Origin of the sequence: Lactonifactor sp. BIOML-A5 (assembly GCF_009677585.1) — a bacterium.
GTDB lineage: Bacteria > Bacillota > Clostridia > Lachnospirales > Lachnospiraceae > Lactonifactor.
In genome coordinates this window covers 73,665-94,929 of the sequence record NZ_WKYV01000015.1, presented here as the reverse complement: position 1 = coordinate 94,929, position 21,265 = coordinate 73,665, and the positions used below count along the sequence as shown (strand labels likewise).

The following is a 21,265-nucleotide window of genomic DNA, read 5'->3' as shown; positions in this document are numbered from 1 at the left end:
ATTAATTCTTTTCCAAATTTCTTTTATTACTAATCCATTCTCCTTCCTCGTTTTTTGCCATTATCACGCCAGGGATTATCATATTAAATTTACATACTATAATTTCTTGTCCTTTATATGGGTGTCCCAATACGTCTTTCATAATGCTAACGTTGTGGAGAGACGCCCGGCTTACCTCGGTTTCATCCAGATCAACCGAATCAAAAATTGCAACTGGTGTCAAAATTCCCGATTTGCCCATGCTCCATTCTATATCACGCAAGATAGTGACAGCCTCTTCATCATAAAATTTGTAGGCAATTTGTGAACGGAGGTGATGCCCAGTAGCTCCTAATGATTCACCATAAGACACATCGTCAAAGCCGAAGACAATACCGTCAATTGGAAAGCCTTTATCTTCTGCTTCAGATTTTAATTCTTCAATAATATTCTCCAAATCTACTCTCGTTACATCAGCTGGGATAGCCCTGTGCGGAACCACTTCAAATCCCAATTCCTGCATTCTATAAAGTCTATTGAAGAAACTATTTCCACCAATACCCTTTATACATTTCCATGCAATAAACTTTAAATTTCTACTCGCTGCCACACTACTATCAAGTTGTCTGATGGAACCGCTCGCTAGGTTGCGGGGATTTTTGTACTTATCGTCTTTATTAATAATAGTAGTGTTAATTTTCTCAAAATCTGCTCTGGTTATAATAACCTCTCCATCAACTTTAATCTCCTGAGTAACAATCTGTTGTGGTAGATTTATAATAGTTTTGGCATTATGTAATACATCCTCGCCAACGATTCCATCACCTCTAGTCTCTGCTGAAACTAACTTGCCACCAGAATACGAAATTCCGGTTGTCAATCCATCCATTTTTAACATAGCAATGCCAACTCTTCGATTTAGGAAAGAGATAACTTCATCTATTGATTTAGTTTTATCAAGGGATAACATGGGATGGGAATGTTTGACTTTTTGAAGTTTAGATTTGACTTCATATCCTACAGATTGTGTCGGACTGTTATTTAGAATGAATCCTGTTTCGTTTTCTAGCGCCTGAAGTTCATCGATAAGACTATCGTATTCATAATCAGAGACCGGCGATTTTGAATCATTATAATATACGTCTCTGTATGTATTTAACTGTTCTGTCAGTTCTTTTATTCTTTGTATTTCGTCCAATTAATTCCTCCTGCCTAAAATTCATACGTGGCTTTCACTTCTAAAATTTGAAACTTATCAGGTTCGTCAAAATAACCTAACTGAGTTTTCATCTCATCATATGTTCCAAGATAAGCTTCATTAAAATCGTTCACTGCATTACCAGATCCGTCATCAAACTCTAACGGAAAAGATTTTGTTGCTATAACATATTTCTTATTCTCTATAATCATCTTGTTTTATATTTATCAATTTCATCAAACAATTCTTTTGAATATTTAAGTAAATCAATATGTCTAAATGTTGAGGTAGAACCCATTATTACATTTTCAAAAACTTTATTTCTAAATATTTTGGGTTGCGATTCAACTGCTTTTGTATATCCATTACTACCAAGACTATCACACCCAATCCATGTACATTTATTTTTCTTATCTAAATAGCCTATAATACAAGTCATTTATTGCTCCTTCTTTTTTCAAGAGAAATGCTTCTTTATTGCTAAAGTTCAACTTTATTGGTTGCAAATTTCAATATGCAGATAAATAATCAGTAAATACTTCTATAGGTTTATTTTTCAACAAAAATATGTCTTCCATTTTTTCGTAGAATTCATCATATGTAGGTATACTGTACTTATAAATATTTTTCAAATCGACCACATAGTCTTCCAAGTGTTGTACTGATTTATCAAAATCGTTCTCATCAGATGTGTAATAGGCATGATAATTTTCATTGCCATCAAACATAATAATGTTCCAACCACCATCTACAAAATCAAACATAAATCCATATCTGTTATCTTCATTTTCCACGAGTATCTCCTTTCCTTAATCATAATTAGTTTCCATTCTCCGAATCTAACTCCCAAGAAACATACGTTTTCACATCATTCCAAAATACTGTATTCCTGTTCCTTTACACTGAATACATGTTCCTTTCATTTCTGGAATACCACAATCAAAAATTCCTGTTCCTCTACATTCTAAGCAGCCAGAATATATGAACATATTGCTCTTTATATGAACTTTCTTTTTAATTATGGTATCTCTCATAAAACCACAATATATATTCATTCTCATAAGTTAATTATCTATTGAATTGCGATTCAATCTGCAATATAAAACTATCTTCTATGATTTATTTCTATATTAAATGCGTCATCTCGATATTTTGCTCTTGTATTCCAATTACCTTGTTCATGTGCTAATTTCAACATTTCCCATGGCAAAGCTGAATCGTCAAACACAACATCTTCTGACTCAACTTTACTATCATATATTATAGGTCTGCACCATAATTGAATCCATTCGTAAGCAATTCCATCAATATCTTCACATTTTTCTTTTGCTTTCTTTAAATTAGAAAATACATATGCTTCTTTATTGTCTCTTGAAATAATTAAATACACATGCATTGTTAATTCTCCATCCTTTCTCCGAATAGAACCGTGAATCTATGTACATTCTTCAAATATAATAATCTGATATTTTGGTTTATCCTTGTGCTCATAATCTTTTGATATTACACCAATTTCTTGTAATTCACGTAAAGTTTCGGACACATATTTTAATACATAATTTATATCAGTACCAATATCAATCTTTGTTGTTTCAAATTCATATTCGTCTCCACAGGCTAAGACATACCCAAGATATAAGTGACTATTATTCATTGGATCATCAAATAATTGAATTTCATCTTTTACTTGTTTACAAGTATATTTTTCTCCTTCATCTGTCCATTTCCAATCCTTGAATTTATCCGTTTTAAACTCAGTCAAATCATATCCTGCTATAACGTAATAATTCTTTACTATACTCATTGATTACTCCTTATTCGATTTTCTGTAGTTTCTACATACTTTAAATCCAAATCATTAACAATATAAATTCTTCCTGTATTCTGTGCAGCATTAGCAGTTGTGCCACTACCACAACACACATCAACAACTCGTCCACCTTCATCAGTGTAAGTCCTAATAAGATGTTCAAATAACTTAGTAGGCTTCTGTGTAGGATGAAGACCTTTCTCTAAATTGAATTTGACAACACTTCTTGGATACCTTCTACCTTCATATTCTCCATCTGTTCTTTCATAATTGGATGAAGTAGCCAAATTCTCGGTCATTCCACTTCTCTTCATCTTATAAGGCTTACCGGCTGTAAACTGTGGATTGTATTTCATATATCTTTCAGCTTTGTTATATGTAGTTGGTGCTTTCCCAAATATCAATACAGATTCATGCACTTTAAATGGCTGGTGATTTACGCTTGCAAAATTACTACCATTATCCTTTTCCCAAATCCATTCATACTTAAAGTAATCCAAATGATTCATTACCAAATAACTTGTAAATGGCTGACTTGCTGTTAATGCTATACAACCATCAGGAACAAGCATCTTCATAGCAATATCAAAGAATTCCTTATCATCAATCGGTAAATCCCACTTATTTGCTGTTACTCTATTCTTCCCTTTGAATGTATAAGGAAAGTCACAAAGAAACATATCGATGCTCTCATCACCATAATCTTCGTATAATGCGTGAAGAAAATCTAACGCATCATAATTGTATATCCCATTGTCTCTAATTAAGTTTTCTTCCAATCTCTATAAGGAGTAAATCATGATTTCTTGTGCGCACAAACCTCATTTCCTCCTTCTTATTTATAATTTTTCTGCCATAAAACGAGCGTTCTAACAATATTTATTTATAACCTCGATTAATTCTTCTCTTAATTCTTGGTTTAAAGATTGAACTTTACTCTTTATATAATCATCAGGGTTATCAAGCGTTACAGCAATACAATCATCGCCACAATCTCTATCTTCATCATCAACCATAACAATTTCTGCTTCGTAGAATTCACCTTCGTCTTTATTAAGAAACCCAAAATATATTTGCGTTTTGTCATTATACCCAAGTTTTTCTAACTGTTTTATCAATTCTACAACTCTCAAAATATCCTCCTTTCTAAAACCACCATGAAAGTCCTATTTTATTGGCAAAATCGGCTCATTTTTATCTATATATAGTGGTTGTTTTGTATGTATGCCACCATATATAGACTGTAAATTTTTATCTAATTCTCAAACTTTCTCCCTGTGGTTCTAAGTGAGCAAAATCACAGTTAAGTGAACCATCCTGACCTTCAAGACCATTCTCTTTCAGATATTCTCTAATTGAATCACCGTCAATTGCGTCTGGCTGCTTAATTCTGTACTGTTCAGGTACGTTTTCTACATCCACATCAATAACTAACTTTCTCTTACCACCATTCTTCTGAATACCAAATGAGAATAAATCAGTTGTAAACTTTCTCTTACCAGTTGCTCTCATGCACATTTCAAGATTCTGCTTTAACCACTTAATACGGTTCTCATAAGTCTTCTTTCTTGCTGTAAGTCTATCTGCTTCCTTAGATAATCCTTCTACATTAGATTCAAGAGACTTGATAATCTTTGCATATCCATCTGCCTTATCTTCAATTTCAAATTCGATTGATTCTAAAGTGTCCATAATGCACTGTTCATCGCATTCTTCATCTTGTAACATATCCATAAGTTCCAAGAACTGTCCTGTTAATTCATATAAAGCACTCATTCATTATCCTCCTATGCACTTTCTTTTAATCTATAAGCGTTCTCTAATAACATATCTCTCAAAAACGTCTGCTTTGTTTTTACTTCTTTGGTCTGAATTGCCTTAGAAATAGCATAATTATTACCAACCAACACACAATATTTCTTTGCTCTTGTGATAGCTGTGTATAACAATTCAGAGTTATTCATGATGTAACTACCAGTATCCATACCAACAATAGTCGATGTAAAACCACTACCTTGCATCTTGTGAACTGTACAAGCATAAGCCAATTCAAGATTCTTTGAATCACTCTTGCTAAATAATACTTCTCCAATTCCAACAAAATCTATCATGCAATATCCATCATCTGCGATTTCTTTTACAATTCCTATATTTCCGTTAAATACTGGTGTTGTTTCACCATCCACATTGACACATTTATAATTGTTCTTGGTATTGAGAACCTTATCTCCTACTCTAATAAGATACTTCTTCGTATCTTCATTCTTTTTCTCTAACAAAATCTCAATCTCTTTACTATCGTTGAATTTAGGATTGTAAATATTCTGAATTTTTGTATTGAGATTGTAGCAAGATAATTCACCTTTTAATCTCATAGGTACGCAAACTTGAACTTCCATAATGTCGCTATACTTACTCATTTCTGTTTGGAAATGGTTTAATATAGTATCTGACATGGACTCTTTACTACTTGTAATATCAAGTTCCATATCCTTTAATTCTCCAAGAATCTCATTTCCCTCAAAGCTGTTACCAAATATCTGCTCTTGATTTGCAACCTTGATAGATGTAGGAATGATACCACTCATCAATGCTTGTCTATGTGGCTTAGTTAATTTAACAACAGGAAGAACGTTACTATCCAAAATGTCAGCAAATACTTGACAGTTACCAATAGGTGTCAACTGCTGAACATCACCCATGATAATAACTTTCGCACCAGTTGGGATAGCTTCTAATAAGGAAAGGAATAATGTACCATTTATCATTGTTGCTTCGTCAATAAGAACGATATCTACTGCTAACTTATTCTCCTTGTTAAATAGGAAAGTACCGTTCTGATAACCTAATGCTCTGTGAATTGTACTTGCTGGAAGTCCTGTTGCTTCTGTGATTCTTACACTTGCCTTACCAGATAATGCACAAGCCAAGATGTTGTAATTGTCATATAATGAACAAATACCATTGGCTGTACTTGTTTTACCTGCACCTGCCAAACCAGTGAGTGCCATAACATGATTATCAAGACTCAATTTAATAGCTGATTTCTGTTCATCTGTAAATGAAAATCCTTGATTTTCTTCTACTCTCTGAATGATAGTTTCCCAATTTCCAATATTAAAAGATTTTGGGATATAATCTTTATGTAACTCAGATTCAAATTCATCAAAATCGGATTCAATAACCTTGATTCTACCAATCTGTAATCTAAGTAATTCACTCATTATATTCTTCTCCAAATCGTAGAATCTTTTGAGTGCAATTTTTGAACCGTTATCAAGAACTACAACATCCTCATTAACAATCATTGATTTCGCAGTAGCATTTACAACTTCTTCTGGTACAAAACCAAGAGTGTCATATAATGCTTTCATAAGTTCTTGGTAATTCAAATAACTCTTACCAGCTTCTCCTTGGTCATTCAAATGATGTAATAAGAAACCTTTAATTCTGCGAATGTCATATTGTCCAATACCTACTTTACAAGCAACCTCATCTGCTTTCTTGAAACCTACGCCATCCACACGCACAAGGTCATAAGGGTTATTTCTTACAATATCAATGACTGTATCAGGCGAATGATAGAAGTCTACTAACTTTTTAATGAATGTATGAGTTAATCCAAGTTGTCCTAATTCCATATAAATAGCACTATAATCCTTAGATTCCTCATACTCATCAATCATTTTAAGAGCCACCTGATTACCAATTCCCTTAATTTTCATAAGAGATTTCACATCTCTTTCTTCTAATAATTTGATTACGTCATCATACTCATCAAACAATTTGTCAACCAAGTTCTCATTCAATATATTCTTCAAAAACTCTCTCTGCTTATCCTTGCTTGAAATATCAATACATTTACTGATATATACAAGTTCATAAGTATCTCCATATGTTTCGTGACTTTCCGCTAACTTACAGAAAACTTTATATGTAGTACCATATTCAAGAGTACACGTATTTCCTTTGAGTTTTACTGAATATAAATCTTCATCACAATTTTCTAATCGTTTGGTTACTATCGCACTGAAGATTGCGAATTCACCAGAATTTACTTTCTTTGAATACTTTGGATAGAAAATCCTATCCAAAGTACACTCTATTTTCAAAATCTTTTCTTCTTCCACTAATACCCCTCGCAATCTGACAATAGTGTTTTACTCTTGTTGTAATCTCTGTAAACCAAATCATACTGAGTAATAATGTCTAACTCCTTATCAATATCTGCTGCTACGATGTTAATACCATCATCATCCTTACCGATTATTTTCTTTGCAAATTCCTTTTCGGAATTCATAACATCAATAATGTCACCATCTTGTAGAGGTAAAATCTTAAATATCTCTTTTCTTATCTTTCTATACTGAATTTCACCAGTTTTCATATTGTAAAGAATAAGATTTGGAGCAATGATATTTCGTGTATTTAACACAAACCATCTGTTACCACTAAGAGTTTCATCTTTATATCTCACTTCATTAAACTTCTCTACTTGTGTTTTCATTATTGAATAAGCGTCAATGTGCTTATCTTCAAGGTAATCAAATATCTCTAACAACGCCTGTTTTGAGTTGAGATTGTTATAAGATTTACCACTCTTGGTCAATTCCGCATTTCTGATGATGATATTTTTAACATTCTCATCCGTATATTTCTTCTCCAAAGTAGTTAGAGTAATCTTGTCTTTACCGTATAACAACTCAAAGTAATCTCTAAATCTAAGTAATTTGTCTGTTTTACCATAGTTTTTACAACAATCAGCAATTAAATATCCTTCAAGAACTTTCTTTGTGATACCACTCTCTTTACACTTTTCCAAAAATGTATAGAAATCGCTACTCTCACACATACACTTAAATAAGATATTTGGTGTCTCATCCACCTTTTCTTCATCTTTGGTTAAGAACATTTCAACTCTTTTCTTTGCTTCGTTGATATAATATTCTCTATCTAAGTATTCAGGAATCTCTTTACCATGAATATCCTCGTTATCAATGAATAAGTTATCTGGTGTATTTGCAAATTTTTCATATGACTTAACTCCCTTTTCTACTTTTAATTTATAGATAGAACCGTCAGTCTTCTTTGCACTTGCGAATACTCTATGCACCTTACCCTTTAACAACTCTCCATCAATGCTTGTAACCTTTGTAGTTCCATCACTTGATTTACCATAAACACCTGTTCCATACCAAACTTCTCTAAATTTAGATGACAGTTTGATTACTTTTTGGAACTTAATTAACTCATTACACTCGTTTATAGTCTCTTCAATAGGTTTACCATTCGCCAAATAATTTCTAACTGCATCATTCAGAATAGGTAAATCGTTGTCAATAGGTTTATTTTTCTTAACCATCGCACCTTTACATTCAAGTTTTCCATTCTTCATAACAGCTATGTAATTGTTTACATCCTTCTGAATGAGTTTGGTGTACTCTTCAATTTCAAACTCCATTCGTAATCTCTCACCAACTGAATGAGTAATCTCTATTACCTTATTCTTCATTTCTTCATTCTCACAGAGAACGAAAATACCATCCGTGTTAGTCTGTAACAATCTGCAATATGGTTCTAACTTATCAACCAAATCCAATATGAACATCTGACCAAAGATACAAGTGAGATTTGCCATTAATGGGTCATAAATAGCACCATTTCTATCTTTTGAAGCACCATAAATACCATTAATCATAGGCTTCAAAGCCTTATTCTTTGAGTTACCTTCAGATTTAAGTTTGAGTCTGAAATCTCTCATCATTCTAAAATCATCAGGATTCTTAAATTTTCTACTTAAAAGATGATATTCAATATCAGTCGTTGGGTACATACTCGAAACGTCAGCGTGTAAGATAATACCTTCAAATACCGATTGTTTATCATCTGCTCCGTGACATCCTCCCCATGCAAATACATGAGGAATACCTGCCACCATACAACATAACTGATTATTATGCTGATTATCTTCTGAACGAAGATGCTCTTTGTATCTCCAATTCTTAGGATTCATATACCATTCTGGAATGAATTTATACTTGTCCGATAACTGAATTGTTTCTGGAAGTCTAATGTCAAACTCATCGTCCATCGTGTGTTGGTCAACAGCATTTAAAATCTTTGCTGCTAACTGTACCTTTGTCTTTGTGAAATAGGACATATCTAAATTGTAAAGTTCAATGATATCCAACTGACCTTCAAAATCATCCCAACACTCATCTAACACTCTAAGCAACTCGGAAACATCGTGAATGTTATAAAACTTAGTCTGTTCTATTTCTTCATCTGTTAATGGTCTGTCAATATCGAAATCTACTTCTGTCTCTCGAATATCATCACCCATAAATGCTTCTAACTGCTTTAATGACTTATCTTTCAGAATTGCATCGTAGTCATTTAACGCATAATTCTTTGAATTTTTAACTACTTGGAACGGCTTTTTGCCTTCTTTGATTAACTTATCATTCACATAACCGACATTCATTCCATCCAAAATTCCTTTGAATATTCCTGTATCATACTGTCTGCCGTTATATGAAACGAAAATCTCATCTTTATGAGCATCGTAGAACTGCATAAGTTCTTGTCTATTGTTAATGATGGTTATAATATTCTCTCTATTTTCATAGTTGATGAATGTTACACACCACCAATTAATCTTGCTGTATACCTCGAAGTCATAGCCCCAAATCTTACTTTTATCTATCAATCATCTCTCACTTCCTTTCGTTAAAATCCAAAACCTTGCTGAATATTAGACTTTTCAAAAATCATATCTTCTATAATTACTTGTGGACACTTACCATTTCTTGTATCAAGTGAAAATCTACCAACCACATCAAATTTCACATTGTCTCCAACTGACAATATTTCTTTGTATAACTTTGCTAGAGAACTACCTTTTGTCTGTTTAGTAAATTTAATATTGTGATATGTGAACTCTATCTTATTCTGTTTAGAACCAATCAGATTGATGTTATATTTATTACAAGGAATATTCTTTATTAAGAAGATTGGTTCACTAACTGTGTTACCCCAAACGTAGTCGTACTTTGCTACATTCTTGATAATCTGGTCGTGTAACTGTGAAGCGTCATATACGTTATAAACATAGTAAGTAGCTTCATCAATCTTTCTCATAGTGGATAACATTTGGAACAACTTATTTGTATTTTCAAATGAAATCTCGCAACCGAAAGCACCTGCATGTCCATCTACTTTATTGAATAATCCTGTGTCTTTACACCACTGATTAAAGTCTCTAATCTCACATTTTTCATATCCTCTACCACTACCTTTACATACATTTCCTTTTCTTCTCATAAGCAAACATGGTCTTTGGTATTGGTCTGCTAATCTATTTGCAATAAGACCAGTTGAGTTGCTATCAACATCATCTCTTGCGTTACACACGAGAATAGGTAATTTATCCATACCAAACTTCTCAATTTCTTCTGAAAGTATAGAAGCACTTTCTTCTGTCATTTTTTTCTGCTTTCTATTAGATGACTCACACGCTTTCAGAATGTATTCTTGAATTGTCATTTCAACAATTCCGTTACCTCTAACTTTTCTCTCCAACATTCTATCAGAGTTAATAAGTGCCTCAAACATATATCTCTTATCTTCAAATTCTCCCAATCGAATGAGTGAATTTATCAACGGACACACATAAAAACCAACACCATTTATGGTAATTTTGTAATCCATAGAATACATTTGAGCATCAACCAATGTTCTAATTAACTTATTCTTATTGGTCTTATTTCTAATCTGATTCAATCCTTCTAAAATCAAATATCTTGTCTGTAAGTTCATGGTGTCAGCTCTATCACCTATCATTCCTAAAGCAACCAAATCAAGGTAATCATCTGCATAATTGACACCATAATACTTATCAAGTAACTTAGTTAATTTGTATGTAATGCCAACACCTGTCATAGCCTTGTCGGTTACTCTGTCAGATAATTGGTTATTTACTACTATCGCTGGATTTCCTTTATCTGAAATAGCGTGGTGGTCTAAAATAATCACATCTTTACCACTTCCTACAATCTTCGCACATTCATCAATATCACCTGTTCCTGCGTCTGGAACGATGACTAATTGTGAATTATCCAAGCAAATTTCTTCTACAAATTCATCCAATCCGTGTGATTTTCCTTTATGTATGAAGTATCGAATTTCAATAGATGGCTTAATTCTCTTGATGTACTGATAAATATTTGCACCAGATGTATTACCATCCACATCACAATCGACAACTAAATCAATCACACTGTTCTTTTCTATATGTTCAACTAATGTATCTCTCGCTTTTTCAATGTTGTTGAATAACAACTCACTTTCTGTATTTTTAACAGTTGGATTTAGGAAGGAGTTAATATCTGTGATACCTTTTAATCTCAAAATATCTTCAAGCTCATTACCAAATCTCACCTGACCTAATACTTCATATTTAAAACTCAATCAATCTCTCCTTCCTAATCATTTGTTCCAACATAGATTTTGTTATCCATTAACTGCAATAATGTTTCTTTACCTCTATCCGTTGGTGAATCTTTATAACCAAGTAACCCATTAGTGTCCCAAAGAACCGTGACGATAACATATGGACTCAACTTGTCAATTATCTTTTCTTTTATGTGTTTAGCCCACTTCCTACACTCTTCTGAATTAACATTCTCAAACTGTTTATCCAGTGCAATAATTACTTCTCTAACACCAAGCATAAGAATCATTCCTCGTTGATAATCTGTTAAATTGCTACCACATAGAGCAACTGTAAAATTATATTCTCCAAACATTGTGTCTGTTTGAAACACGGATTTCTCAGCTTCTACCAACATAATCTTTCTTTTCTCTTGAATTGCTTTCATATTGTGATTCAACCCAAATAAATTCTGACCAAGTGAATGATTATAAAATCTTCTACCAACCTTAAAAGGTGTATACTTACCAAATAACTCTATATCTTCATCTATTAAAGAACGTCCTCTCACTCCTATAAGCTGGTTATTCACATCAAAATGAGGAATGATAATCTTTTGCTGCCATGTGGAATACATAATGTTGTATTTCTCCATAGTTTCAATTGATATACCTTCATTAATCCATTCTTGCGTATATAACTTTTGGAATATATTGAGGATACTTTTGTCATATGGAACTAAAGGTTTATTCTCAACTTCTTTCTTTGTATTTCTCTTATACTTTCTAATGAATTCCCAATCTGAAATCTGTTCTTGCTTTCCAAATCCATATTCACAATTATCTAAATTAAGTTTTACACATATCCAGTTAATTGCTTTATGGAATTCTTCTTGCTCATATCCTTTAAATCCCATAACAACACCAATCACATCTAATTGCCCACATTCTGTATAACAATGAAATGATTGAGATTCCTTATAGTAATAGAGTTTCTGCTTACTACCATGATGACATACGGTGTTTGAAATCCACATGTCATCATCTTCGTAAGATATAATTGCTCCCATATGGTCTGTGAGCAAAGTTCTAATATCATCTTCTGATAATTTCTCTTTCAAGTCTTGGGCGGTCATTCTATACCTCCCTATTTCGATAATTCTGTTGCTAAGTCTGAACCTGATACATCAACATCAGATTCAATCATTCCTACATCACCTACATCATCTAACTGAAAATCAATTATTGTCTTTTCGATGTCAGTGATGAGTTCATAGTTATAATCTGTTACAAAACAATCAACTTCTCTCATTGTTCCCATATTGAGTTTTGTCCAAATTATAATAGTCTTCCATTTACCACCACGATTTTTGAATATGTAATACGACATATTAGGAACTAATGCTCCAAAGTTACCAGCACTCTCTAATATAGGTTTTAAGCGTTTCAAATCCTTATGTGTAACAGGAAGTGCCAATATACCACCATCTGCCTTTTCAATAATCGCCTTAGAACCTTTCAACGCACCTGCGTCTTTGTTATTATCTTCTTTGTAGTTATCATTTAACTGTGTTGCAGAACCAAGATATATACCAAACTTGTTACATACAGACTTCAAAGCTGCACTAAATAAGAATAAAATCTGGTCTGTTCTCAATCTTGTGTGTGTTTTATTGTAGTAATACTCATATAATGATGGAGAATCGTTAATATAATCAAAGAAACAAGCAGTTATGTTGTGGTTCAATATATACTTCTCTATTGTTTCAGAGATAACATCAATTGTGAAATCTGGCATATATTCAACAAAGTACTCATATCCTTCGATGTACTTTGCCGATTCTTCAAGAATCTTTTCTTCTTCTGGTGTGATATCATCCCATTCTTCTATTCTGTCCTGTTCAATACCACTAACATGAGCTAGGATAATATCTTGAATTTCTTCTTTTTCCAACTCAGTAGATATGAATAACACAGGTTGGCTTTCACCAGTTGAAATCCATTGCTTCTTATTCCAATCGTAAATTCTGTCAGAAACCATGTTACATCCATCGGCTAATGAACTTCTTGATTTACCACCACCTGATACAGAACTTCTAAGTATGTACTTCTTTGGTCGCATACCTCTATAAACCGTTGTTAAGTAACCAGATTGAAATGGATAACCATAAACATTCTGTTGTTCTTTGTGCTCATGTAATCTATTTTGAATTCCGTCACCTGCTTTAAATGCGTAGTTATCACCAAAAACATTCTTCCACATAGCTTTGAAATCCATAAACTTATTATTTATTGCATTCAGAACATCCATGCTTGTTAATTCATTGAATGTTTCTAACTTCTTCTCGTCAGATTCATCGTAGATAAACGTAACGTCTATCTTCAGTTCTTCACACGCATTTCTTATAATTGAATACTTTCTAACATCGTCATAGTATTTACCAACGTTCAAAACTTTATCTTTTGACATTGATATTGCTTCTTCGATATATTCCCAACCATTATTGTTCTTCCACAATGACATCGCAGTATCAAACTGTGCAATTTCATTTTCTATATCAATAGGAGATATTCTTTCAACATTGCCTTTCTTTGCAATATTTACTAAAGCACCCCATATCATTCTGTGAAAGTTTTCAGGATAATCATTTGCATTAGTTGCGTATTTCTCATCTAAAATGAGTCGTGGGTTAATGCAATAACACCCAAACAATAAAAATATTGCCTTTTTGTCTACTTGTTGACTGAAATTAATGAATGTCACCACCTTCCAATAGATTTCCTAAATTGATAAGTGATGAATTACTGTTAGTAGATTTACTCTGATTTCGCTTAACAACCTTTGTTTTAACTTCTACATTTTCCAATCGTTTCATCTGCTCTTTCATCTTTTCTTGTTGAGAATAATAATTACTCGCTTCTTCATAGAAGTGTTTAATCAACGCAACTCCATATTTTTCAAGTAATTGCTTTCCTAATACTTCTTTGCAGTACCATAATGTATAAGTCATAGCTGCATAAGACCATCCAAATTCTATTCTCATATCTTTTATCTGTTTCAACATGAAACCAGTTGGTCTTTCAATCTCATAATGAGTACAAATAAACTCTATTAACTGCTTATATTCATCACTATCTCTTAGGATTTTTTCATAACATTCTTTGCAATATGTTTTGGAAGCGTGACTACATTTTTCTTCTGGTTGTAGTTTCTTACCACAACTCTTACATGTTGATAATCTAGCCATACGCACCTACTTTACATTGGGAGGTGTTACCCTCCCATAATAATTAGTTTGTCTTAATACCAAACTTCTGAATGAGTTCTTCGAGTTCCATAACAATAACCTTAGTTAAGTCGAGCTGTGTATCTCTCAAAGTATCAAACATCTTCACATTACCGTTATCATCAAGACCGAGATTTCTCTGTAATACTGCTGTTGCTTCAGCTAAGTGTCCGTTAGATGCTAATAAACCACCTAATTCAATACCCTTTGCTTTGATAGATTCAAAATCTTCAACAGGTGTAGTCTTATCAATAGTCTTCTCCTTTGTAGTGAAATCTCCACCCAAATCTTCAACTGCCTTAGTCCACACAGATTTCAAATCTTTAACATTGATTTTTTCTGGTAAACCAAATGTATCCTTGAGGTCAGGGTACTTATCAGACTTCTTGAATGTGATATATCTCTCACCCTTACCATCTGCATACATATAACCAACTAAGAAAGCAGCTTCTCTACAGTAAGAGAATGTATTCTTATTTAACTTGAGAGCATCACTTTCCTTCTTTGTATCAAAGTCCTTGGAATGTGTAGACTGTGCAATAAAATGAACAGTATAACCAAGACTCTGAATAACACCGATATTTCTTAATGCGCTCTTGAAACGAAGAGAACCTTCACCAAATGCACCAACATCTTTAAGAATCTCAGCGTCTCTATTCTCTAAGACATATCTCTCACAGAATTCTTCATACTTGTCCAAAGTGTCGATTACGATACAAGAGAACTTTTCCTTCAATGCAGGATTTCTTAACTGACCAATAACTGACTTAAAATCAGACATTGTATCAATCTTGACTGCCATAATACCAGGGATATTCTGGAATCTATCTTCAAACTCTAAGAAGAACGGCTCTTTATCAGGTACTAATTCCTTTAAAAACTTCATAAGTGTAGTTGTCTTACCAACACCTGTATCACCCATAAGAACTGTTGAATACTGTGTTAAGTCTACGGATACCTTATTTGGTGTTAAATCTAATAAATTAATCATCATAAATTATGTGTATCTCCTTTATAAATATTTTTTAATATTTGCCTATCTGAGATAACTCAGATAGGCTTTGTCATGTTAATTAGTTCTGAGCGAATGGATTGTATGTAGTCTGTGGAGCTGGTGTGCTAGTATCAGGCTTGAAAGGCAAATCTTCTCCGCTATTTGCATTACCACTCTTAATTTCTGCTAACTTAGCCTTTCTCTTAGCCTTTAATGCATCTACAATTTCCTGAGTAAGTTCATGCTCAAAGATTGTGCTAACTGCTGTACCAGACTTGACTTCATTCTTACGAATAAAACTTCTTACTTCCTTCTCGATATCTGTACCAAACGCAGCCTTTTCCACCTGTTTAACAATTTCAACAGAGTTGATAACTGTACCAACTAACTTTGTATAAGCACCTTCGTAGTAACCAGCCTGTCTAAAGGCAGTAGCCATAGACTTATCAACAATCATCTTTACAGGAATTAACTTATCTGCTGTGTAAACAGCATCCTTGCCAAATCCATCTGCTGTCTGTCCAATAGCGTTCATAACTACTACAAGATTGCCAGTAGGAACACTCTTAACAACTTCATCTTCAATCTTCTCGATAATACCTTCTACCTCAAACTTAGCTTCCAATACTGTAGAATCATAATCCTTTGGCTCTACCTTATTGATGAATCTTGCAGAGATAGTATTTGTAGAAACTACATTACCATCGTTACCCTTGAAGTCATTGTCTGTGAACATACCATCTGTAATAGAGATAATGTCAGGATTTTCACCTTCTGAACAATGCTCAATATCCTTCAGATTTTCTTTTGCGTCCATGTACTTCTGATAGAAATAGCTTTCTTCTGATGTGAAGTTCTTGTTTTCATCCTTCTTATACTTGTTAGCATAGAATCTGATTTCATGTTCACTGTTATCAGCAGTTCTTAAAATAAGGCTACCACCGATAGCATCTTCACCTTTCTTGGTCTTGAATTCCTCGATGTTGTTCTTCACCAACTTACCTGTTACTGTTACTCTGTTTTTTAGTTCTTTCATTTAAAAAGTCCTCCTATAATATGTTTAAAATTTGTAATAAAATAATAATTACCTAAAGCTAATAACTTATAATGAACAGCCCTTTCGGAACTGATTAAATAGGGTAGATTTATGTAAAAATCTATATCCAAAACAGCTATTTTAGGGTACAAAATCCCAAGGGTGGCTGTTTTAGCACCCAACAAAAGTTTATAATGTTTGTTTTTGTGAATTATGAACTTATGTATTGTGTGTTGTCTTAAATATTAATCTGCCGTCAAACAGGTTAATATCATCATCAGATGAAACAGAAATTTTATTTTTAAATTGTGATATCGTATTCAGCAAGCATGGCGCGAATCGTCTCAATATCCTTTTCATACGTCAACTTAATCAAAAGCGACTCTTCCGCTAAATCAATTTCTTTTATCTTTTCTCTAACGGATGCCATAGTTTCATCATTGTACTTTATGTAGGATGTTATATTGCTACCGAAAATATTCTTTGCCTCAATATTGTATCGCAAATTAGTAAACATTGATGTTGAATACCATGGTTTTGATCTTTCATATGTGCTAGATGTTTTGTATTCATCAAACGCTTCCGTAAAAGCATTGGCAGCTTTCACTAATTGCTTATATTCTTTGCTCTGTTCAACCTTTTTAAGCAGGCTATCATATTCTTTTTGTGAAGTAGTTTTTGCTTCTCTTTCGACAGATACCCTCTTTTCAGAGAACGACCTTTTAATTAAATTTTTAACTCTGTTGTTACTTTCATTTTTTGCTTATCCTTTCTTTTTTTGTTTTTATGTGTCATTCATTTATTCTCCAAATGAAAGAAACAATTCATCAACTTAATATTACTCAGAACAATGACATGTTGGTTGATATTTCAAATATTCAACACCATCTGAGGTATCTGAATATCTATATGGACTAATAATTGGATTAATCTGTGGTGAATAATAAATTGTGTCATCATCGGTAGTTTCTTCTCGTATAATTCTCTCTACGAGTTTGCCGTCTTTATCATATTTCTCTGTTGTTTCTGTTATTTTTGTTTTAACCATTATTTTGTCTCCTTATTTACTCTTAACTGTTATATTGAATACAGATTTCAAAATACAAATTACTAACCAAATACCTGTTGCAACATTCCACTTGAAAGTTAACCCAAAACATATTGTAATTAGCTTAATAATCCCACAAGTCACAATCCAACTAAACCCATACGCAACCGCAATAATCAAAATAATAACTAGTGCGGTAATTCCACCCTCTGCGATTCTACTTTTTAAATTTCTACTTCTCAATAATTAACTTCTCCTTTTTAAATTAGTTGTAATATCCCTTCCCAATTATCAGGTTTCCACGCAAGACTATCATCTGCTATATAATGTAATTCTCTAAATCCATCTCCGTCTTTTAAATATAATCCATAGTCTTTAAGCCATTCATTATTAACTTCGTTACCTTCATATGGTGCAAATATTAATATTATTACTTTTTTGCATTTGTCTATCTTGTCAGCAACAATGTATAATTCAGCTTCTATATTCCATGCTGACATTATTGCTTTTGGAATTTCTGTTTTCTTTAATGTGAAATGCCCAGAATCGCCACTAATGTTTTCATAATAAAATCTCAATTATCTTCTACCCCACCTTTATCCTCTTAATATCTCGCCAGTATCTTTATCACATAATCTAGCGTTTTCACATACTTCTCTCATAATATATGGATAATTGTTTTTGGATAAATAATCATTTGCAGCTTCTAAAAAATCATCTCTCGCTTTGTCTATTTCATTATGAGAATAATCATCTTCATAATCCCATGTGTCGAGATAATTGTTCCCTACCGCACTGTTTGATTTTAAATCCTCAATAAGCATTTCCAATTCATCACATGCCAAATGATGCATATTTTCACCTCCACCTATCTATTCTCCAAATGAAATCGAAGTTTTATCGGATTTCTATTTCACCAAATTCTAGCTCATCGTTCTGAAATACTTTTCTTTCCTTATATTTAGCAAGAATACAATCATCTGTATTAATTTCCATAAATGGAATTCTCGTTGCTATTAAATCAGTCAACGCTTTCATTGTGTTCTGACTCATAAATAAGTACGCTGTCTGATTGCTAATACACTCATATTTCTCAATTTCATCAGATAGTTTTTGATTATCTAAAGTAATAATTTTCTTTGAAATATCAACTTTCATATTTTCTCCTAATCCGTAATAGTAGCAATTCCATATTGAGTAGCACACTCATATTCAATCTTGCAGCCACACTTCTCATCCCAACCTTTTGCAAAATATGCTACATCCGCTTTTGCTAAATCAGCAATACTTCTAGCCAGATATTCAAGGGGTTTTGCGTCTGAAGAAAAATTCGTATAAAATGTATCAATTATTTCTACTTCTTCACCAACATATTCCTTTGCTTTTGTAATAGCACTTTCTCTTTCTGATAAAATTTATTCGTCTGTTTTCCTTAAGTTTTTCAGTTTGCAATTCAAGATATGTTTCAAGAATATTGCGTATTAATTTAAATATACTTATCCCTCTTTTCAAATAAAAGTCGCAATTCATTTAATTGTATCCCCATTAAATAGTTCCGGTTCTAGATATGTTATTGGAATCTGTTTTGACTTAGCATATTCAATCTCTGATCTTGTAGATGAACCAATATAACCATTCTTATTAATTACAAAAATCTCATCAGCCATATCAATTTTTCTCTTATGCATATCGTCTAACATATCTTTTGTAGCTTCTGACCAAACCTCGGTATCGCCAGCGTGTCCAAACAAACCAACCGAAATTACTATGTATTCCTGCAAGGTAAGCACTTTCTGCACTTTTATAAATTCATTTTTAAACTTCGTACTACCGCATAAAGTAATTACTTTATATTTTCCTACCAATTAATTCTCCTTCCATACCTCTTATTGTTGATTCTCTACCTGAAAATTCTCTACAATTAATATTTATAGATAATGGTAATTTCAGTTCATCAACTTGACTAATTAATTTTTCAACCTCTTCAACGACTGTTTCCTGATACTTACATACATTAGATTTACTGCAGTCTCTACAGTTTCTACCATTACTTGTCTCTACCATATCATTCACTCTCCTTACCAAACCTTGCCGACATACTCTGTTATTGGCATAACAATCCACTTTTCTGAATCTTCTGTATCTTTCGTATTTAAGTCTGCAACATAAGCTTCCACCTGAGATAGGTAGTCAAAATACATTGGATGTACCTTATTCATATGTTTCCCATTACCATAAGTTCTGACTGCAATATATTTCATTTTACTTCTCCAATCACCTCTTAAAATTCACGTTTCATATCTTATTCCTCTTTATCAAATAAAGCACATCCAGCTTGTTTAAATGACTTTACATGTTCATCCCACTTTTTATCATCCATGTCATACAATTTTTTAAGACACTTTTTGCATAGGAATTTATTTGTATTTCTACCATGCAATTTCATATTCATAGCCAATACTTCTTTTGATTTTATTCTTGTTGGCTTTGGATTTCCTTCTTTATCTTTACCATAAGTACATTCAGAACAATATTTGTTAAAATATTTTTGTGCTATCTCAACCTCTAAATTATTATATTTAGCAAACTCTTTAATGACTTCTTGTGTCGGTTCGTCTCTAAAAGTTCCACCATTCCAAGCCTGTGTTTCGTATTCTTCCATTGTGCAATTCATAATCAACCACTTTTTATTTAATACAAAATCATCTCTTAATATCTTTCTCCATCTGGCATAAGCTTTTGGATAAAAATATCTATCAAGAACCCATGTTGTCTTAGTGTAATAGGGGCAAGCACAATGGCACCCACATCTACTATATCCTTTTTTATATTTTGGATTTATATCTATATTCTTCCATAAGGTATATAGCCAAATATCTAATTCCGTCCATTTTCTAATAGGAAGTACCCCTTGCCATTTCGTGCTTCCCCATTCGGATTCATTTATCCATTCATCTTCATACCCAGCTCTTGTAGATGATTCTTCATTTCTCATTCCCATCCACATTAAATATGGATGTTCATGATCCAACTTGGAAACCATAACTCCTACTTTAAAAATTCTACAACAGAACCTTGCAAATCTAGTTGGAATCATATGGTCTGAATCTACATATTGGTAAAATCCTTTATCTGGATTCATAATTTCACAATTAGGAAAAGCTTTAACCATTAAGTATGTATCAGCACAATCAAGTGAAGTGTTATTAAAAATTGCTTTAGTATCTGGATATAAACTTCTTATTAGATAAGCAACAACCATAGAGTCTTTTCCCATTGATACAGGGATAAGCGAAGTATACTCTTTATATTTCTTCATTTTTTCTTTGATTAAATTCAAAGAATATGTTTCTATTTTTTGTAAATGATCCTTATTCATATCAATAAGTTCACGCCAACTTATCAATTCAATATTATCAATATCTGAGTAACTTTTTGACTTACTCAAAAACGAAACTTTCATTTGGAATTAGAGAATAAAAA

Annotated in this window: 26 protein-coding genes; all 26 read right to left on the bottom strand. The window is 32.7% G+C overall.

Annotation, left to right across the window (positions count from 1 at the left end):
* Position 1: 1 nt before the first annotated feature.
* Complete coding sequence (locus GKG41_RS13145; protein ID WP_154259319.1) at positions 2-1,177, bottom strand: hypothetical protein; 1,176 nt, start codon at positions 1,175-1,177, stop codon at positions 2-4.
* Positions 1,178-1,385: 208 nt separating this feature from the next.
* On the bottom strand, positions 1,386-1,616 hold the full coding sequence (locus GKG41_RS13140) for a hypothetical protein (protein ID WP_154259317.1): 231 nt from the start codon (positions 1,614-1,616) through the stop codon (positions 1,386-1,388).
* 70 nt (positions 1,617-1,686) lie between these two features.
* Positions 1,687-1,971: a hypothetical protein gene (locus tag GKG41_RS13135; RefSeq protein ID WP_154259315.1), complete on the bottom strand. Its 285-nt coding sequence runs from the start codon at positions 1,969-1,971 to the stop codon at positions 1,687-1,689.
* Between the two features lie 311 nt (positions 1,972-2,282).
* Positions 2,283-2,573, bottom strand: coding sequence for a hypothetical protein (locus GKG41_RS13130; protein ID WP_154259313.1), 291 nt, complete (start codon positions 2,571-2,573; stop codon positions 2,283-2,285).
* Positions 2,574-2,612: 39 nt separating this feature from the next.
* On the bottom strand, positions 2,613-2,981 hold the full coding sequence (locus GKG41_RS13125; protein ID WP_154259311.1) for a hypothetical protein: 369 nt from the start codon (positions 2,979-2,981) through the stop codon (positions 2,613-2,615).
* Positions 2,978-3,766, bottom strand: a complete 789-nt coding sequence (locus GKG41_RS13120) for a site-specific DNA-methyltransferase (RefSeq protein WP_154259309.1) — start codon at positions 3,764-3,766, stop codon at positions 2,978-2,980. The genes GKG41_RS13125 and GKG41_RS13120 overlap by 4 nt, the downstream gene beginning before the upstream one ends.
* Positions 3,767-3,856: 90 nt before the next feature.
* On the bottom strand, positions 3,857-4,120 hold the full coding sequence (locus tag GKG41_RS13115; RefSeq protein ID WP_154259306.1) for a hypothetical protein: 264 nt from the start codon (positions 4,118-4,120) through the stop codon (positions 3,857-3,859).
* 118 nt (positions 4,121-4,238) lie between these two features.
* A complete protein-coding gene (locus GKG41_RS13110; RefSeq protein ID WP_154259304.1) occupies positions 4,239-4,763 on the bottom strand; it encodes a siphovirus Gp157 family protein in 525 nt (174 codons plus the stop codon).
* Positions 4,764-4,774: 11 nt separating this feature from the next.
* Positions 4,775-7,117 carry an AAA family ATPase gene (locus GKG41_RS13105; RefSeq protein ID WP_173015546.1) on the bottom strand — a complete coding sequence of 781 codons (2,343 nt, stop codon included), beginning with the start codon at positions 7,115-7,117 and terminating at the stop codon, positions 4,775-4,777.
* Complete coding sequence (locus GKG41_RS13100; RefSeq protein ID WP_154259300.1) at positions 7,117-9,696, bottom strand: hypothetical protein; 2,580 nt, start codon at positions 9,694-9,696, stop codon at positions 7,117-7,119. The genes GKG41_RS13105 and GKG41_RS13100 overlap by 1 nt, the downstream gene beginning before the upstream one ends.
* Positions 9,697-9,716: 20 nt before the next feature.
* Entirely contained in the window at positions 9,717-11,456 is a 1,740-nt protein-coding gene (locus tag GKG41_RS13095) for a DHH family phosphoesterase (protein ID WP_154259298.1), read from the bottom strand.
* A 14-nt stretch (positions 11,457-11,470) separates the two neighbouring features.
* Positions 11,471-12,553 (bottom strand): hypothetical protein, encoded by a 1,083-nt coding sequence (locus tag GKG41_RS13090; protein WP_154259296.1) that lies wholly within the window; start codon positions 12,551-12,553, stop codon positions 11,471-11,473.
* Between the two features lie 11 nt (positions 12,554-12,564).
* Positions 12,565-14,184: a DnaB-like helicase C-terminal domain-containing protein gene (locus tag GKG41_RS23900; protein WP_154265065.1), complete on the bottom strand. Its 1,620-nt coding sequence runs from the start codon at positions 14,182-14,184 to the stop codon at positions 12,565-12,567.
* The gene (locus GKG41_RS13080) at positions 14,168-14,665 is read right to left on the bottom strand and encodes a hypothetical protein (protein WP_154259292.1); all 498 of its coding nucleotides are present in this window, start codon (positions 14,663-14,665) and stop codon (positions 14,168-14,170) included. The genes GKG41_RS23900 and GKG41_RS13080 overlap by 17 nt, the downstream gene beginning before the upstream one ends.
* A 43-nt stretch (positions 14,666-14,708) precedes the next feature.
* Positions 14,709-15,698 (bottom strand): AAA family ATPase, encoded by a 990-nt coding sequence (locus GKG41_RS13075; protein WP_154259290.1) that lies wholly within the window; start codon positions 15,696-15,698, stop codon positions 14,709-14,711.
* A gap of 79 nt (positions 15,699-15,777) precedes the next feature.
* Positions 15,778-16,734: a hypothetical protein gene (locus tag GKG41_RS13070; RefSeq protein ID WP_154259288.1), complete on the bottom strand. Its 957-nt coding sequence runs from the start codon at positions 16,732-16,734 to the stop codon at positions 15,778-15,780.
* A 301-nt stretch (positions 16,735-17,035) separates the two neighbouring features.
* The gene (locus GKG41_RS23770; RefSeq protein ID WP_279233625.1) at positions 17,036-17,164 is read right to left on the bottom strand and encodes a hypothetical protein; all 129 of its coding nucleotides are present in this window, start codon (positions 17,162-17,164) and stop codon (positions 17,036-17,038) included.
* Between the two features lie 408 nt (positions 17,165-17,572).
* Positions 17,573-17,782, bottom strand: coding sequence for a hypothetical protein (locus GKG41_RS13065; protein WP_154259286.1), 210 nt, complete (start codon positions 17,780-17,782; stop codon positions 17,573-17,575).
* Positions 17,783-17,794: 12 nt separating this feature from the next.
* Entirely contained in the window at positions 17,795-18,025 is a 231-nt protein-coding gene (locus GKG41_RS13060) for a hypothetical protein (protein WP_154259284.1), read from the bottom strand.
* Positions 18,026-18,042: 17 nt separating this feature from the next.
* Positions 18,043-18,360 (bottom strand): hypothetical protein, encoded by a 318-nt coding sequence (locus GKG41_RS13055; RefSeq protein ID WP_154259282.1) that lies wholly within the window; start codon positions 18,358-18,360, stop codon positions 18,043-18,045.
* A gap of 18 nt (positions 18,361-18,378) precedes the next feature.
* The gene (locus GKG41_RS13050; RefSeq protein WP_154259280.1) at positions 18,379-18,636 is read right to left on the bottom strand and encodes a hypothetical protein; all 258 of its coding nucleotides are present in this window, start codon (positions 18,634-18,636) and stop codon (positions 18,379-18,381) included.
* Positions 18,637-18,679: 43 nt separating this feature from the next.
* Positions 18,680-18,940, bottom strand: a complete 261-nt coding sequence (locus tag GKG41_RS13045; RefSeq protein WP_002573426.1) for a hypothetical protein — start codon at positions 18,938-18,940, stop codon at positions 18,680-18,682.
* Positions 18,941-19,308: 368 nt separating this feature from the next.
* The gene (locus GKG41_RS13040; protein WP_154259278.1) at positions 19,309-19,647 is read right to left on the bottom strand and encodes a hypothetical protein; all 339 of its coding nucleotides are present in this window, start codon (positions 19,645-19,647) and stop codon (positions 19,309-19,311) included.
* Positions 19,631-19,846, bottom strand: a complete 216-nt coding sequence (locus GKG41_RS13035; RefSeq protein WP_154259276.1) for a hypothetical protein — start codon at positions 19,844-19,846, stop codon at positions 19,631-19,633. The genes GKG41_RS13040 and GKG41_RS13035 overlap by 17 nt, the downstream gene beginning before the upstream one ends.
* A 14-nt stretch (positions 19,847-19,860) precedes the next feature.
* Positions 19,861-20,043, bottom strand: coding sequence for a hypothetical protein (locus GKG41_RS13030; protein WP_154259274.1), 183 nt, complete (start codon positions 20,041-20,043; stop codon positions 19,861-19,863).
* A gap of 41 nt (positions 20,044-20,084) precedes the next feature.
* On the bottom strand, positions 20,085-21,230 hold the full coding sequence (locus tag GKG41_RS13025) for a phosphoadenosine phosphosulfate reductase family protein (RefSeq protein WP_173015547.1): 1,146 nt from the start codon (positions 21,228-21,230) through the stop codon (positions 20,085-20,087).
* Positions 21,231-21,265 lie beyond the last annotated feature (35 nt).

Excerpts from the sequence above, each read along its gene's own strand:
- GKG41_RS13075 (WP_154259290.1), bottom strand. The coding sequence starts at position 15,698 with ATGATGATTAATTTATTAGATTTAACACCAAATAAGGTATCCGTAGAC.
- GKG41_RS13125 (WP_154259311.1), bottom strand. The coding sequence starts at position 2,981 with ATGAGTATAGTAAAGAATTATTACGTTATAGCAGGATATGATTTGACT.
- GKG41_RS13070 (WP_154259288.1), bottom strand. The coding sequence starts at position 16,734 with ATGAAAGAACTAAAAAACAGAGTAACAGTAACAGGTAAGTTGGTGAAG.
- GKG41_RS13080 (WP_154259292.1), bottom strand. The coding sequence starts at position 14,665 with ATGGCTAGATTATCAACATGTAAGAGTTGTGGTAAGAAACTACAACCA.
- GKG41_RS23770 (WP_279233625.1), bottom strand. The coding sequence starts at position 17,164 with ATGGCATCCGTTAGAGAAAAGATAAAAGAAATTGATTTAGCGGAAGAG.
- GKG41_RS13065 (WP_154259286.1), bottom strand. The coding sequence starts at position 17,782 with ATGGTTAAAACAAAAATAACAGAAACAACAGAGAAATATGATAAAGAC.
- GKG41_RS13050 (WP_154259280.1), bottom strand. The coding sequence starts at position 18,636 with ATGCATCATTTGGCATGTGATGAATTGGAAATGCTTATTGAGGATTTA.
- GKG41_RS13130 (WP_154259313.1), bottom strand. The coding sequence starts at position 2,573 with ATGCATGTGTATTTAATTATTTCAAGAGACAATAAAGAAGCATATGTA.
- GKG41_RS13110 (WP_154259304.1), bottom strand. The coding sequence starts at position 4,763 with ATGAGTGCTTTATATGAATTAACAGGACAGTTCTTGGAACTTATGGAT.
- GKG41_RS13030 (WP_154259274.1), bottom strand. The coding sequence starts at position 20,043 with ATGAAATATATTGCAGTCAGAACTTATGGTAATGGGAAACATATGAAT.
- GKG41_RS13045 (WP_002573426.1), bottom strand. The coding sequence starts at position 18,940 with ATGAAAGTTGATATTTCAAAGAAAATTATTACTTTAGATAATCAAAAA.
- GKG41_RS13140 (WP_154259317.1), bottom strand. The coding sequence starts at position 1,616 with ATGACTTGTATTATAGGCTATTTAGATAAGAAAAATAAATGTACATGG.
- GKG41_RS13090 (WP_154259296.1), bottom strand. The coding sequence starts at position 12,553 with ATGACCGCCCAAGACTTGAAAGAGAAATTATCAGAAGATGATATTAGA.
- GKG41_RS13035 (WP_154259276.1), bottom strand. The coding sequence starts at position 19,846 with ATGGTAGAGACAAGTAATGGTAGAAACTGTAGAGACTGCAGTAAATCT.